Raw genomic sequence first — 14,266 nt, 5'->3', positions numbered from 1 at the left:
AAATATAAGTTATCCTTAACTTGCTATTCGGCTTGTTTTCCTGCGCTGCGATCCAAGGACTCATGAATTTGCATCTGCAGGGCAAAATAGAGGAGGAGAGTAATGACTGGAGGTTGAATTTCTGTGGCCAATAGAGGACTTATAACAGCGATTGCTGCGGTAGGTGCAGCGCAGCTGCTGAAGCTGCCATTGCATTATGCAAAAACGGGCAGATGGGAAATACGACAAATGTTTGGGTCAGGCGGCATGCCCAGCTCGCATTCGAGCGGGGTATCGGCGCTGGCAGCATACACAGCAACCAAATACGGAATAAAGACGCCTGAATTTGCGATATCGGCTTTGTTCGGCATTATCGTAATGTATGACGCGATGAATATTCGCAGGCATGCAGGTCAAATAGCCATGCAGGTAAATGATTTGGATGTGGATGTAGAGAAGCTTGCGGGCAAGCATCCCGGCATTTATCATACGCGACGGCGCGAACGGCTTAAAGAAAGCTTAGGGCATGAACCGCAGGAGGTTGCCGCAGGCTCGCTGCTTGGTGTTTTGTTAGGGCTTGTTGGAGCTTTAACCGCACCTAGAAGATAAAGAAGCGCTGGACAATAGGCTGGATGGGGTTTAAGCGGTCAAACGCCTAGCCCTTTTTTTAGTTTGCTTGCCAAATCGTTAGTTATATAATGGTGAAAGATGACATTTTATATGCAGCGATATGAGGGGGATTATGCAGATGACGGAGCAATTATTATGGATGCACGGAGCGCCGTATGCAGATGGAAATGCGGATGAGGATTGCCCTGCCATTACGCCTTATCTTGTAGAGGGAGATAACGCTCCCGCCATTATCATTTGTCCTGGGGGCGGTTATGGGGCAAGGGCGAGTCATGAAGGGGAGCCTATCGCGCAGTGGTTGAACGGACTTGGTATATCTGCCTTCGTACTGCGATACAGGGTGGCTCCCTATCAATACCCTTGCGCGCTGCTGGATGTACAAAGGGCGATTCGCATGGTTCGATTCAAAGCGGATTCCTTCCGCATTAATCCGAAAAAGGTCGGCGTGCTTGGTTTCTCGGCTGGCGGACATTTGGCGTCCAATGCGGGGACATGCTATGACAAAGGAAATGGGAGCGCGGAGGATGTTATTGAACGGATGTCATGCCGTCCTGATCTTCTTGTACTATGCTATCCCGTTATAACGCTGACTGATCCTTTCACGCATAAAGGCTCAAGAGATAACTTGTTAGGCAAGGAACCGGGAGTATTGCAAGGGGAGCGGCTTAGCAGCGAGCTAAATGTAACCGAAGATACGCCGCCGACTTTTTTATGGCATACGTCGGATGATGCAGCCGTTCCCGTCGAGAATAGCCTGATGTTCGCCGCTGCGCTCAGCAAGCATAAAGTGAGCTTTGACCTCCACGTATATGAGAAGGGGCGCCATGGGCTGGGACTAGCCGAGAGCGAGGAGCATACGAATGGCTGGACGGCTGCATGTGCTTCCTGGCTTGCGTTAAATGGGTTCAACTAAAAGGCTGAACCCGCTTATGCGCAAACGATAATTTGTCTAATAAAGCTGCCCTTTCTGGTCGTGCAGCGATCTAGGATAGCGAAGCCTGCGCTTTCAATCAGCTCGTCCATCGGATCTGCCGTTATGATAACGGCTTTGGCTGCGATGCGGCGAGCATTTCTTAGTAGGGAAAGCTGATCCTCTGGCGTCGTGCGAGAGAAATGGTTGTAAGGCATATCTAAGATCGCTGCGTCATAGTGGCTGGTAATATCGGCAATATCGCCGCATACTACATCCGTTTTAAAATTAAAATGCGCTAAGTTTTCCAGCGTACCGCGAATAACAAAAGGATTGATGTCGCGGCCGACGATGTCGATGCCCATCGATAGGGCTTCAACGAGCACCGTGCCAATGCCGCAGCAGGGGTCGATCACGGTCTTGCCGCTTGGAATCGGGACAGCGATATTTGCTACCGCACGGGCTACCCGCGTGCTCAGCGCTATCGAGTAGCTGCGCGGCTTCGTCATTTGCGTAAGCCAAACGGCTTTGCTCTTGATGTAGTTCCCGAAATACCAGCGTCCGCCCCAGTTCAAAATGCCGAATGTGTAATCGGGATTGTGCACATCAGCCTCACCTTCAATATAAACGCCGATTTCGCGTTCGATGACACGCTTGTCGTCGAAATCGATCTTATCCTCCGGCGCCAAATCACTCATTTTAATAAAAATAACTTTAAACGTCGAATCGCCTAATTCGATTTGCTTCACTTGCTCCAATATATCCTCAAGGCGTTCTCCTTGGTAAATCGTTTCAAGCCGTTCTCTCATAAAGGGACTGCGGTCCGGATGAACAGCAATTTCGCTCATCAAGAGGCCGGAATCCGTTTGTTTGTCAAAAAAAGACCGCATCTCTAAATGACAAAGCTCTGTCTCCTCTAACCGATAGCCATAGGTATAAATAAATAACGGCGCTTGCTTCTTCATTTCCAAATTGTAGTCGCATCCTTTGCCATAACGTACTGAAACCTTCATTATACGTGAAATGGCGCGTAAATGCCTGTCGCTCGGAAATGGAGGGACCGCCGCTCGTTTTTTTAGCTGATTAGCGCAGCCGCATGCTGCTCGGCTTGCAAGAGCTGCTCTCGCACAGAAACGACTTCTCCGATAATAATAAGCGCTGGATTGCTTAGCTTCATGGACAGGGCTAGCGTATGAATATCGGCTAACGTACCGATGATCGTTCGCTGGCTCGGGGTCGTGCCGCGTTCGATAAGCGCGACGGGAGTGGAGGAGGCTTTGCCGTGCTTTAGCAGCTCCTCTCGAATTGCGGGAAGCTCGCTGACGCCCATATAGATCGCTAACGTATCCACGCTATGCGCGAGCAAATCCCAGCGGATGGCCATCTTATCGCCATGGCAGCGGCTGCCGGTCACACAAGCAAAGGATGCGGCATAATCGCGATGGGTAACGGAGATGCCCGCAGCTGCAGCAGCGCCGATTGCCGAGGTGATGCCAGGCACTATTTCGTACGAGATGCCTTGCGCGGCGAGAGCCAGCGCTTCTTCCGCGCCTCTGCCAAAGACGAGCGGGTCGCCGCCCTTTAGGCGGACGACGGTTTTGCCTTGGCTGGCATAATGGACGAGCGCTTCATTAATAAGCTGCTGCGACATGGCATGCGAGCCAGGCGCTTTGCCGCAGTATACAAGCTCTGCATACGAGCTGGCGTAGCCAAGCAGCTCCTTGTTGATGAGACGGTCATACAAGATAACGTCAGCTTGCTCAATGCGCCGCATCGCTTTGATCGTAATAAGCTCGGGGTCGCCAGGGCCTGCGCCAACAATAAAGACCTTGCCGGATGCGCTCTCTCTCATAGGCTGCTCCTTTTGGCTGATTTTGCCGCCTTCATGTCCAATAACGATTTCGCTTGCTCCGAAGAAACCTCAATGAGAGGGGATTTTGAATGAGACAAGTAGAGCAGTACGCCAGTAAACAATGCGCCGCCGACAAAGTTGCCGAGAAGGACCGGAATTTGGTTCCACAGCCACCAGTCCGCCATCGTTACATCGGCGCCAAGCAGCATGCCTGCCGGAATGACGAACATATTGACGACGGCATGCTCGAAGCCTTGAGCGAAGAACGTCAGGATCGGCAGCCACATCGCTGCTATTTTGCCGGCGGTAGATTTGGATGTAAATGCAAGTACGACTCCGAGCGTTACCATCCAGTTGCAGAGCACAGCCTTAATGGTAACGAGGATGATGCCGTCAAAGCCCATTTTTTGATAACCGAGTGTTTTGGCTTCGCTAATTTGAATAAGCATTTGAGCAAGCGGATTGCCCATATCCGTTCCCATCTTCGTTACGGTCAAGCCGTACAGAATCGCGTAAAGCATACAGCCGAGCAAATGGCCAACAATCGCCCAGCCGTAGCTTGCAAGCATACGGGAAATCGTCGTTTTGCGCTTGATGACCGATAAGGGGATCAATGCAAAGCTGCCGGTCACAAGCTCGAGGCCAAGCAGAACGATCATTACGAAGCCTACGGGAAAGATAAGGGCGCCTACCAGATTGATAGAGGTTTGGCTGACAGCCGTGAAGGCGAGTGTTGTAGCAAAAGCTAAAATAGCGCCTCCTAAAAAACCACGAATAACCATTTGAAAGGCGTTTAGCTTCGCTTTGGCCTCTCCTGCGTCAATCATGGCTTCTAATACTTCCGCAGGTTTTACGTATGCCATTTTGTTATCCCCCTTAGATGTTCAAAAAGATTGACCCGCTCTCGCGGTCGATTTCGGTCTCGAAGGTTGTTACGCAGCCATCGTCAGGCTCGTGCACGCGGCCGCTGCGCAAATCGACCTTCCAATCATGGAGAGGGCAGTGTACGGCAGTGCCGCACACCATCCCTTCCGATAGCAGCCCGCCTTTGTGCGGGCATTTATTTTCCACGGCGAGCACGCTCCCGTCGGTCAATCGGAATACAGCAATTTCGATATCGTTTACTTGGATGCGGCGGGAGCCGAGAACGTCGATATCGCTGAGATTAGCTACAAGCAGCTTGGTTGTCATGAAAGTTGTCCTCCTTTTAGTTATCGATTTGCCGTCACCGGGGTGGAGAGCTGCTCGAAATTTTTGCGCAGTTCGTCAGATTCGACGATTTTTTTCCAAGGATCGCTCGTTAGGCTTAACGTTTTCTCGATGCGGGACTTCAGCGCGAGACGATCTTCAGGGTTTTGAAGCGCGTTCTTCACATAACCCAGTCCAACGCGTTCGATCCACTGAGCTGTACGTTCATTCCACTGCGCATTCTCGCGGTAAAGCTGCAAGTAAGCGGAGGACCATTCCATGACCTCTTCCTCGGTTTTGACGATGCAGAGCAGGTCAGTTGCGCGTACTCTCACTCCGCCGTTGCCGCCGACATGGAGCTCCCAGCCTCCATCGATGGCGACTACGCCAAAATCTTTAATCGTCGCTTCCGCACAATTGCGCGGACAACCGGAAACGGCAAGCTTTACTTTGGCGGGCGCATTCAGACGCTCGAACGCTTTTTCCAATTTGATGCCCATCCCGATCGCATCCTGCGTGCCGAAGCGGCAAAAGGTCGAGCCAACGCAGGTTTTTACCGTTCGCAGCGTCTTCCCGTAGGCGTGGCCGGATGGCATATCGAGCTCCTCCCAAATTTTCGGGAGATCCTCTTTCTTGACGCCAAGCAAGTCGAGCCGCTGCCCGCCTGTAAATTTAACCATCGGAACGTCAAACTTCTCGGCGACCTCAGCGATTTTTTTTAAATCGGCAGGGGAGGTCACGCCGCCGTAAATACGCGGAACAACGGAGTAGGTGCCATCCTTCTGAATATTGGCATGATAACGTTCATTGGTAAAACGGGATTCATTCTCGTCCACGTATTGCTCCGGATTGATCATGCCGAGGTAATAGTTAAGCGCCGGGCGGCATTTTGTACAGCCCTCAGCATTATGCCAGCCGAGCACGTTCATGACTTCTTTGGTCGAATTAAGGCCCATCCTTGTAATTTCTGCGACGATCTCATCGCGGCTGAGCGTCGTACAGCCGCAGATGCCTTCTTTAACCGGCTCGCCCGCCGCATCGCCGGCGTACAGCTGGAGGAGCCCTTCGACTAATGGCTTACAGCCGCCGCAGGAAGCGGAAGCTTTCGTGCAGGATTTGATAGCGCTAACCGTATTGCAGCCCTTATTCGTAATCGCATCGCCAATCGTTCCTTTCGCTACGCCGTTGCAGCCACAGATTATTTCATCATCAGCCATCGACTCGAGCCTATTGCCGCCGGAGGATTTGCCAAGCAGATCGGAGGGGATGCCAAGCAGCAGCTCCTTCTCGCGTCCTGCTACCGATTCGCCTTTCTTAATAGAAGCGAATAATTGTGCACCGTCCGAAGTGTCGCCGAATAGGACGGCGCCAATCAGCTTGCCGTCTTGAATGACGAGCTTTTTGTAAGTGCCTGCTAAATCGTCTTGCATTTTCAGGGCGCGAGTAGCAGGCGTTTCAACGAAGCGGCCAGCCGAGAACACGTCTACGCCAGACACCTTTAGTTTTGTTGAGGTGACGGACCCTGCATAACCAGTCGTTTCCACACCGGCCAAATGCTTAGCGAGCACCGCGCCTTGTTCATATAGCGGCGCAACAAGGCCGTATGAAATGCCGCGGTGCTCAGCGCATTCGCCGACCGCATAAATACCGGGCACGCTCGTTTGCATGAAATCATCTACGACGATGCCGCGATTGACTTCGATGCCTGCCGCCTTAGCGAGCGTTATGTTAGGCCTAATGCCAACGGCCATTACGACCAAATCGCCATCTACTTCGGTACCGTCCGTGAAGGCGAGTCCGGCAGCACGGCGCTTGCCCTTAATGGAAGCCGTATTTTTTTGCAGCAGAAATTGCATGCCTTGCGCTTCCAGCTCGCGCTGCAGCATTTTTGAAGCAGCTTCATCTAATTGACGCTCCATCAGGTAGCTGTGTATATGGACGACGTTCACTTCCATTCCGAGATGGAGGAGACCGCGGGCAGCTTCCAGCCCGAGCAAGCCGCCGCCGATGACGACTGCTTTTTTATAAGTTTGGGATGCGCTTAACATCACTTCGCAGTCATGGATATCGCGGAAGGCGATGACGCCTTCCTTGTCTGCGCCGGGAAGCGGCAGCATGAACGGGTTGGAGCCGGTAGCGACGATGATGGCGTCATAATCAACTTCAATGCCTAGCTCAGAGATGACCTTTTTGCGCTCCGTATCAATGTTCGTTACCTTGTTGCCCGTGTGCAAGGCTATATTATTTTGTTTGTACCAATCCCAGTCGTTAATGATAATTTCCTGCATATCTGCACCGCCTGCCAAGACGGATGAAAGCATAATTCGATTATAGTTGGGATGCGGCTCAGCGCCGAAGATTGTAATGTCATAGGTATCCGGTGAAAGCTTCAAGAGATGCTCGATTGCCCGCACCCCCGCCATGCCGTTGCCGATAAGGACTAGCTTCTTCTTTGCTATACTCATTGTATTTCTCTCCTCTCGATCTGTCTAAGTTTATCTTTTGGCTATGGGAAAATAAGAAAAGCCTGCCTCGTTTCATAGGAGAACGTACGTCTCCCGTGAAAACGAAAGCAGGCTTCTTTGCCGCTTCAAACGAATACATCGTTGTATTCGTGAATGATATGATTTTGATAACGCTAATATACAATGCGGCTGAAGTTCGTGTCAATATACTTAACACAAAAATACGAAAAACTTGTGTGATGACATTTTTAAGGTTTTTATGTTATATATAATGACAAATAGATCGACTTGTGCACAATGAACAAACGAAGTCGAATAGGAGGGGGCGCTTCTACATGCGTTCTTTGTTGGTGATCGATCAACGTACAGCAAACGAGGTGGCGGCGGCGGTCCCTCTGCCGGATCAGCTTTCGAAGAAACAAACGCCAAAATGTTTGCTTGAGTGCTACGGGTATCAAGTCCTTCGTACGTCGGATGAGAAGAAAGCCGTTCTGCACATGGGCAGCACGGATGCCGTAATCCTTCATTTGCCGCTCAATGAGGCGAAGCAATGGGGAACAAGGCTGCTGAAGCAAAAGACGGTCCCGATGCTCTGGTGGTGCAGCGCCGCGACAGCTTCTTTATCGTCCGCATTTTGTGAGGATGACGTGCCTGTTGATGGCATTTTAACACCCTCGATGAGCGAGCAGGAGCTGCACTGGGCGCTACATTTTGGCTCTAAGCAATGCTTCGAGAGGCTGCAATGGATGAATGAGCGCAAGCAGCTGGAAGGGCGGCTTGAGGAGCGGAAGTGGATCGATATGGCTAAGGGGATTTTGTGCAAAATTAAAAACATTTCCGAAGCGGAAGCGTATGACGTGCTGCGAAAGCAGGCGATGAATGAGCGCAAGCGGATGGTAGATGTGGCAACGTCAATCGTGAAGGTATACCAAATCCTTCAGGATCAAAAATAAGGGGGCTTTGTGATGATGATCAACCTGTTAAAGGAAGTCGGACGCGGCAAAAGGGGAGCGCGCGACCTTGGGTATGATGAAGCGCTGCTGGCATCCCATGCCATTTTGGAGCTAAAGGCAACCCCGGCGCAAATCGGCGCATTTTTTATCGCAGAACGAATAAAGATGGAAAGCGTCGAGGAAATCGAAGCTTTCGTAGCTGTATGCAGGAAGCATGCTTATCGCGAGCCGATCCAGCAAGGGCTCGACTGCGCCGGTCCCTATGACGGCCGAAAAAAATCATTTTACGCCACATTTCCAACGGCTTTCCTTCTTGCTGCCGCCGGCCTGCCCATTACGCTGCACGGAGCGGCATCCTTGCCGCCAAAATGGGGAATTACGCTGCACGATATGCTCAAGGAAGCCGGCATTGATGCGGAGCGATTATCGAAAGACCAGATTGTTCAAGCGGCTGCGGGTACGGGAGTGCTGTACGTTCCGACGGAGGAATGGTGCCCGCCGCTTAAAGCTCTTCGTTCCATTCGGATTGAGCTGGGCATGCGAACGGTGCTGAATACGGCCGAGAAGCTGATCGATTTTGCCCATTCTCCCTATTTAATATTTGGGGTATATCATAATACGGTGTTCGAGCGCATGGCAAAATTAGCGGGCAATTTGCAATACAAAAAAGCGCTTATCGTGCAAGGGGCGGAAGGCTCCGAGGACCTGTTCATCGAGAGGCCGACCCGGACCTATTTCGTGGAAAACGGAGAGTCACATCTAAGCATGATCGATCCGGATGCTTATGGTCTAGAGACGCCCCTGCCGGAAGTCGATTGGACGGCGACCGAGCAGCTTCGTGTTTCGGAGTCCGTCCTGCAAGGGAGCGGACATCTCGCATTCGTTAATCAGGTGCTGCTTAATGCAGCTGTCAGACTGCAATTGGCTGAGAAGGCCGACTCGGTGGAGGAAGGGCTGTATATTTGCAAGGCTTTGCTCGATAGCGGGGCCGCATGGGAGCTTTACCGCAAATGGCAAAGCGCGATGCGAAGCGAAGCGGCGCTGCCTTGTCGCACCACATAACAGGCGAATGGCAATTACGTTGTTTAATAGTAACCCGGTAAACCGTATTCCGCTTTGTTGTGGGATACGGGTTTTGTTTTGCGTAGAGATAGCCTGCATAAAGGGAAAAGTGTCCTAAATATTAACATGTATTCCACAAAAAAGAGCCTTGTGATAAGATGGTTTGGATGTCCATTTTATCGCGATTGAGTAAATCGGTAGGGTTGAAGGAGGAATTGAGTGAGATTTAATTCTTTATCGATCATTATTTCGGCTCTCATCTTAGGTGTTTCTATTATAGCGGGCTGTATGATAATTGCTAACCATGAAGGACAAACCACGGAGCAAGCACCAGGCGAGATCCTTAATATTGAACAGGCAGCAGCATACTTGGATTTATCCGAAAAGCAAGTGAACCTTATTATTAATGCTGAGCAAAGCAAGCTTCAAAACAGCGGATCTTTTTCGGGCAAGATGTTTCCTTATTTTAAAGTTGGCAGTGACATATTTATTAGCAAGAGTGGTTTGGCAGACTGGATTAATGAAGCAGCAAGCGCTAGACGGGAATATGTCGTCGGGGATGTAATGCAATAAAGAAGCTTTGATATAGGCGCAACAAAGCTCCCTGATCATTCGTCTATGAAGGAACCGATATATGAGAAGTGGAGGATATGATGAGGGAGCAAATAAAAAGTAAAGTTGTCGTAGTCGCTATACTCATTGCCTGTAGTATTCCTATTCTTTTGTGCGGGTTCCTGTATCACCTTCTTAGTGCGCCAATGATGCCGTGAATAAACGGTGCGCGAAATTCCCAGCTGTAGAGTACGGCAGCAAGCTTGGATTTAATCGACAAATAATAGAGGTACTCTTTTAAGCTGCTGCATTTGTATTGATAGCCCAGTACCTTCGTGCTGTCCGTGATCATCTCGAGATGAAGGATTCTTCCGATATCCTCTTTCGTAGCGGGGACGGGACTATTTTTGAAATTGCGGATCAACATGCTGTAAATGGACGCTATATGGTATGCGGCCATGTCTTTCCGATAATGATCATGGGCACATAAGCCAAAGGTCTCGGACAGTTGTTTCCTTAGCTCATATTGAAGAATTAAGCTTCTCTCCAAATAAGGCTTGTAGAGAGAGCTCATTAGACTGTCCATATTGTTGACGGTGTAGAAATATAAAATATCAGGGAGCGCGTATGCGCGATCGGCAGTTAGCAGCGCTTCAAGATGAAAGATCGTATCCTCCCCAATCGTCAGCCCCTCATGGAACGTAATGCCGTTTCGATTAAGCGATTCCCGCAAAAATAAGCTTCGCCAGGCAAAACATAAATCATTTCCGGTATGAACGGCTGCCGCGCTTAAAATGAGGTCTTTCCCGCTTATAAGCGAATGGAGCTTGTAATGCGGAGACACGCTTAGTCCAGTCGGAACGGTCCTGTATCCGCTGATTACGACTTCGCAGCCATGCTCCTCCGCAGTGGCGTAAAGCTTAACGAAAAATAACTCATCAATCTCATCATCGGCATCGAGAAAGGCAATATATTTGCCGCTGGAAGCTTTGATGCCCACGTTTTTAGCGCTGCTTGTTCCGCTGTTGGGTTTATGAATCACTCTTATTCTAGCGTCTGCAGCAGCGAATTCATCACAAATGACGCCGCTGCGATCCGTGGAGCCGTCATTAATAAGCAGCACCTCTATGTTACGGAATGGCTGGTGAAGGATGCGGTGCAGGCATCGGAGCAGCCATCTTTCAGCATTAAAAATAGGCACGATTACACTAATGGCATAGCCCATGCACATCTCACCCCAAGTATGATCGTTAATGAATAGATGAATAGCGCTTACAAGTCTAGCTTTAAACTGATCATATCACATTCGTTATAAAGAACAAATCGTTATTTTTACGTAGAGCTTAATGAATGATAAGGAAGCTACAACAGTTAAAAAAGTGGTAATATGGAAAAATGGGGAAGGGGAGGAATGTTTGAAGTTTAAGGGGAAAGTGTTGTGGCCGGCCGTTTTGTTATTGGTTGTGGGCAGCTGGGTCGGTAATGTAATGTACTTTCAGAGCATGCAATTAGCGGAGCCGCTGTTTTTGAAGCATGAAATTTCGATTAGAAGCATTCAGGGCGAATTGATAGAACTACATTTTTTGGAAAATAATAATGCGGACAAGAAGATCATAAATGTTCAAGCAGAGGAGCTGCCGCAGCTTCGGTTCGCGGTTGATGAACGCAGCAGATATCAATATCAAACGTTAATGAGGGCTGCAGCAGAATGGATGCCGGCTGAGGCTGGCCAGCAGATCGCGGCGCCGCTTACGATCAAGGAAATAACCGTTTTTTATAATAAAGGACAGCCTCGAAAGGTTCCGATTGGCGAGATTAATGTCGTGGAGAGCAGCGGGGGAGGCTTGCTGGATTTTTCCTCAATGGGATCATCCAGTACGGGGGCTGGAAGCTATTTTGTGAAATTAACAAGGTCTGCTGCTTTAGAAAAAATAGAATACAGCGACAGCTTGAAGCCGTGGTTTAAGCTTAACTTGTCGGGGCAGCCTGTCGATTCGTATCTTTTTCCTGCGAAATTCTCGCAAGGGAGAATCTTATCGTTCGAGTATCAATGGTCCTTTCCGGACGATGAGCCAGCTGCGCTTGTATTTTACAAGCCTGCCATTACGCTTTACTTCCAGACGGAAGAGGGCGGAGCTATTGTTGAGCGGATTCCAATTAATAATAACTTCAACTTGAGTGAAAGCCAAGTCAAGCGATTAGTCCGAACGGGAGGTGCGCTTCATTGAAAACCTCTTTGAATATCGCGCTCAGGCGGCTTGGATGGGGGCTGTTCATTGCCTTTTTGGATATTCGCATCGGCTATGTTGACATAATCCCCGATTTCATAGGCTATATGATGATAGCGTCAGCGCTGCATGCAATGAGCCCCTATCAGCCCGTGTTCAACAAAGCAAAATGGATCGCGATTGTTCTGGTAGTTGTTTCTATGCCGAATGCGTTGATCCATACAGGCATATTCTTATCGGATTTTACCGCAGTTCCAATCCAGCAACAACTATATTCGCAAGCGCTTCTGGGCCTTCATGTCGTGCTTGCCTTCTTGGTTTTTGAAGGGCTTGGTTTGCTGGCAAAGCAGGATGGGCAGGAGATATTGCTGGATTCTGTCCGAAGCCGCAAAAGCTTATATATGGTGATATTGGCTGCGCAGCTTATCTTTTATCCTTTTCTATTGAATATGGATGAAAGCTGGATTCCTCTATTCATCCTTTTAGCACTCTTTTCATTCATTGCCGAGCTGCATTTTGTTCGGCTGCCGTTCCGCTTTTCAAAAAAATAAATATGGTTACCGTAAATTTAAATTATAATCTAAAATACGGCTATAATTAAAAAGGACAATTGGCGCCGAAGATGGCATTCGAGCCGCCGTGTTTTTTTATGCTGCATGCAGCAAGCTATTTTGGCAACAGGAAAAGGGGGATAAGATGTCGTTTGTAAATCGATTGCGATGGTTTTTTAAAGATCGGTGGGGGAGCTATGCAATAGCCGTCAGCATCATGGCGTTAGTCAGCCTGCTGTCCACAATACCGCCCAATCTCATTGGGAAGACGGTCGATCATATACGTGAAGGGGAGCTCACTTCGGCAGGCTTGTCGCAGACGGTGCTGCTGCTTATCGGGCTGTCGCTTATGCTGTACGTCATGGTTTATATATGGATTACGACGCTGTTTGGCAACTCGGCGCTTGTCGAGAAAGTGCTGCGCGGACGGCTGCTTGCGAATTTGACGCGGATGACGCCTGCTTTCTTTCAGCGCAACAGCACGGGGCAATTAATGGCGCTCGCAACGAATGATATTTTGGCAATCGGACAAACGGCAGGCTACGGCGTCATGACTCTCGTCAATACGCTCGTTGGCGCTTCGGTTGTCGTCATTATGATGATTTCGCTTGTGAGCTACAAATTAATGATTGCTGCCCTCATTCCGCTGCCCTTGCTGGCGGTCGTTATTAGCAAGCTAGGCAAAAAAGTGAGGACAAGGTTCTTGGATGCTCAGGCCTCTTTTGGCAAAATGAACGATCATGCGCTGGAATCCATCTCCGGCATTCGCGTTATTCGTTCGTACGTGCAGGAGAACGATGATCTTTCGGCATTTGATAAAGTGACCTCTGATGTGATGCTCAAAAACAAACGGGTATCGATTTTAAACGCATTGTTCCAGCCGATCATTTCATTGATTGTTGGCGTGAGCTATTCGATTGGCATTGGCTATGGCTCCTATCTTGTCTTCCAAGGCGAGATATCGCTTGGACAGCTGATTTCCTTCAATATTTATTTAGGCATGCTCATTTGGCCGATGATCTCCTTCGGCGAGTTCATTAACGTTCTGCAGCGCGGCAGCGCATCTGCTGATCGCTTGGATACGGCGCTCACGCAAAAGCCGGATCTGGAGGACGCGGACAAGCTCGCTGCGGTCGCAGTGCCTACGAGCATTGAGATGAAGCAGCTTACTTTTACTTATCCTACCGCAAGCCATCCTAGCTTGGATCAGGTATCTTTCCAGCTTGAACGAGGCCAGACGCTTGGGATCGTAGGTAAAACGGGAAGCGGCAAGAGCACGCTGCTGAAGCAGCTGCTTCGCCAATATCCGCTTGATCAGGAGCGGTTGTTCGTAGCAGGCGTGCCTGTAGAGCAAATCGCGATCGACCAGATGAGACGCTGGATTGCTTACGTGCCGCAGGAGCATCTGCTCTTATCCAAAACAATTAGAGAAAATATCGCGCTGGGCAAGCCAAATGCGATGCCTGAGGAAGTTGCCCGCGCGGTAGAAATGGCCTCTTTTACTGAGGATATTGCGATGATGCCTGAGGGGCTAGAGACGATTGTTGGCGAAAATGGCGTCATGCTGTCGGGCGGACAAAAGCAGCGTTTAGCAATAGCGCGGGCGCTGCTCGTAGACTCGGAAATATTGCTGCTGGATGATTCGTTGTCGGCCGTTGATGCGAGAACCGAGAGCCGGATTTTGCATCACATTCGCTTGGAGCGCGAAGGGAAGACAACGTTTATCAACACCCATCGTCTTTCTGCCGTTAGCCATGCGGATTGGATCATCGTGCTGAATGAAGGCAGGATCATCGAGGAAGGCTCGCATGAAGAGCTGATGCTGTTCGGGGGCTGGTACAAGGAGCAGTGGGAACGGCAGCAAATGGAAGCAAGCTTGGAAGAATGAGGAGGCTG

The 14,266-nt window shown here is 49.8% G+C and carries 14 protein-coding genes; 8 read left to right on the top strand and 6 right to left on the bottom strand.

What is annotated here, in order from left to right; all coding sequences use genetic code 11:
* The first annotated feature begins 123 nt into the window (after positions 1–123).
* Both ADU23_RS03425 and ADU23_RS03420 read left to right on the top strand, forming a co-directional pair.
* The gene (locus ADU23_RS03425; RefSeq protein ID WP_053372464.1) at positions 124–588 is read left to right on the top strand and encodes a divergent PAP2 family protein; all 465 of its coding nucleotides are present in this window, start codon (positions 124–126) and stop codon (positions 586–588) included.
* A gap of 139 nt (positions 589–727) precedes the next feature.
* Complete coding sequence (locus ADU23_RS03420) at positions 728–1,522, top strand: alpha/beta hydrolase (RefSeq protein WP_053372463.1); 795 nt, start codon at positions 728–730, stop codon at positions 1,520–1,522.
* A gap of 14 nt (positions 1,523–1,536) precedes the next feature.
* Here ADU23_RS03420 and ADU23_RS03415 read toward each other — a convergent pair whose 3' ends face one another.
* The 5 genes from ADU23_RS03415 to nirB all read right to left on the bottom strand — a co-directional run bounded on the left by ADU23_RS03415 (position 1,537) and on the right by nirB (position 7,024).
* Positions 1,537–2,490: a TRM11 family SAM-dependent methyltransferase gene (locus ADU23_RS03415; RefSeq protein WP_157265578.1), complete on the bottom strand. Its 954-nt coding sequence runs from the start codon at positions 2,488–2,490 to the stop codon at positions 1,537–1,539.
* A gap of 104 nt (positions 2,491–2,594) precedes the next feature.
* A complete protein-coding gene (gene cobA / locus ADU23_RS03410; RefSeq protein ID WP_053372462.1) occupies positions 2,595–3,371 on the bottom strand; it encodes a uroporphyrinogen-III C-methyltransferase in 777 nt (258 codons plus the stop codon).
* The gene (locus tag ADU23_RS03405) at positions 3,368–4,234 is read right to left on the bottom strand and encodes a formate/nitrite transporter family protein (RefSeq protein WP_053372461.1); all 867 of its coding nucleotides are present in this window, start codon (positions 4,232–4,234) and stop codon (positions 3,368–3,370) included. The genes cobA and ADU23_RS03405 overlap by 4 nt, the downstream gene beginning before the upstream one ends.
* Before the next feature lie 13 nt (positions 4,235–4,247).
* Positions 4,248–4,562, bottom strand: a complete 315-nt coding sequence (gene nirD, locus ADU23_RS03400; RefSeq protein ID WP_053372460.1) for a nitrite reductase small subunit NirD — start codon at positions 4,560–4,562, stop codon at positions 4,248–4,250.
* Positions 4,563–4,582: 20 nt separating this feature from the next.
* Positions 4,583–7,024: a nitrite reductase large subunit NirB gene (nirB, locus tag ADU23_RS03395; protein ID WP_053372459.1), complete on the bottom strand. Its 2,442-nt coding sequence runs from the start codon at positions 7,022–7,024 to the stop codon at positions 4,583–4,585.
* A 335-nt stretch (positions 7,025–7,359) separates the two neighbouring features.
* Between nirB and ADU23_RS03390 the strand changes: the two genes are divergently transcribed.
* From ADU23_RS03390 to ADU23_RS03380, 3 genes are all read left to right on the top strand, one after another.
* Positions 7,360–7,977: an ANTAR domain-containing response regulator gene (locus tag ADU23_RS03390; protein ID WP_053372458.1), complete on the top strand. Its 618-nt coding sequence runs from the start codon at positions 7,360–7,362 to the stop codon at positions 7,975–7,977.
* 9 nt (positions 7,978–7,986) lie between these two features.
* The gene (locus ADU23_RS03385; protein WP_053372457.1) at positions 7,987–9,039 is read left to right on the top strand and encodes an anthranilate phosphoribosyltransferase; all 1,053 of its coding nucleotides are present in this window, start codon (positions 7,987–7,989) and stop codon (positions 9,037–9,039) included.
* A 219-nt stretch (positions 9,040–9,258) separates the two neighbouring features.
* Entirely contained in the window at positions 9,259–9,612 is a 354-nt protein-coding gene (locus ADU23_RS03380) for a helix-turn-helix domain-containing protein (RefSeq protein WP_053372456.1), read from the top strand.
* A gap of 166 nt (positions 9,613–9,778) precedes the next feature.
* On the opposite strand, the gene ADU23_RS03375 is transcribed toward ADU23_RS03380, so the two are convergent.
* On the bottom strand, positions 9,779–10,816 hold the full coding sequence (locus tag ADU23_RS03375; RefSeq protein WP_063845940.1) for a glycosyltransferase family 2 protein: 1,038 nt from the start codon (positions 10,814–10,816) through the stop codon (positions 9,779–9,781).
* 190 nt (positions 10,817–11,006) lie between these two features.
* Here ADU23_RS03375 and ADU23_RS03370 point away from each other — a divergent pair, with 190 nt between their 5' ends.
* From ADU23_RS03370 to ADU23_RS03360, 3 genes are all read left to right on the top strand, one after another.
* On the top strand, positions 11,007–11,819 hold the full coding sequence (locus ADU23_RS03370) for a hypothetical protein (protein WP_053372455.1): 813 nt from the start codon (positions 11,007–11,009) through the stop codon (positions 11,817–11,819).
* Positions 11,816–12,370, top strand: coding sequence for a hypothetical protein (locus tag ADU23_RS03365; protein ID WP_053372454.1), 555 nt, complete (start codon positions 11,816–11,818; stop codon positions 12,368–12,370). The genes ADU23_RS03370 and ADU23_RS03365 overlap by 4 nt, the downstream gene beginning before the upstream one ends.
* Positions 12,371–12,515: 145 nt before the next feature.
* The gene (locus ADU23_RS03360) at positions 12,516–14,258 is read left to right on the top strand and encodes an ABC transporter ATP-binding protein (RefSeq protein WP_053372453.1); all 1,743 of its coding nucleotides are present in this window, start codon (positions 12,516–12,518) and stop codon (positions 14,256–14,258) included.
* Positions 14,259–14,266: the final 8 nt, after the last annotated feature.

It is taken from the genome of Paenibacillus sp. FJAT-27812 (assembly GCF_001273905.1).
Classification (GTDB): domain Bacteria; phylum Bacillota; class Bacilli; order Paenibacillales; family Paenibacillaceae; genus Pristimantibacillus.
This window is presented reverse-complemented; position numbering and strand designations above follow the sequence as displayed.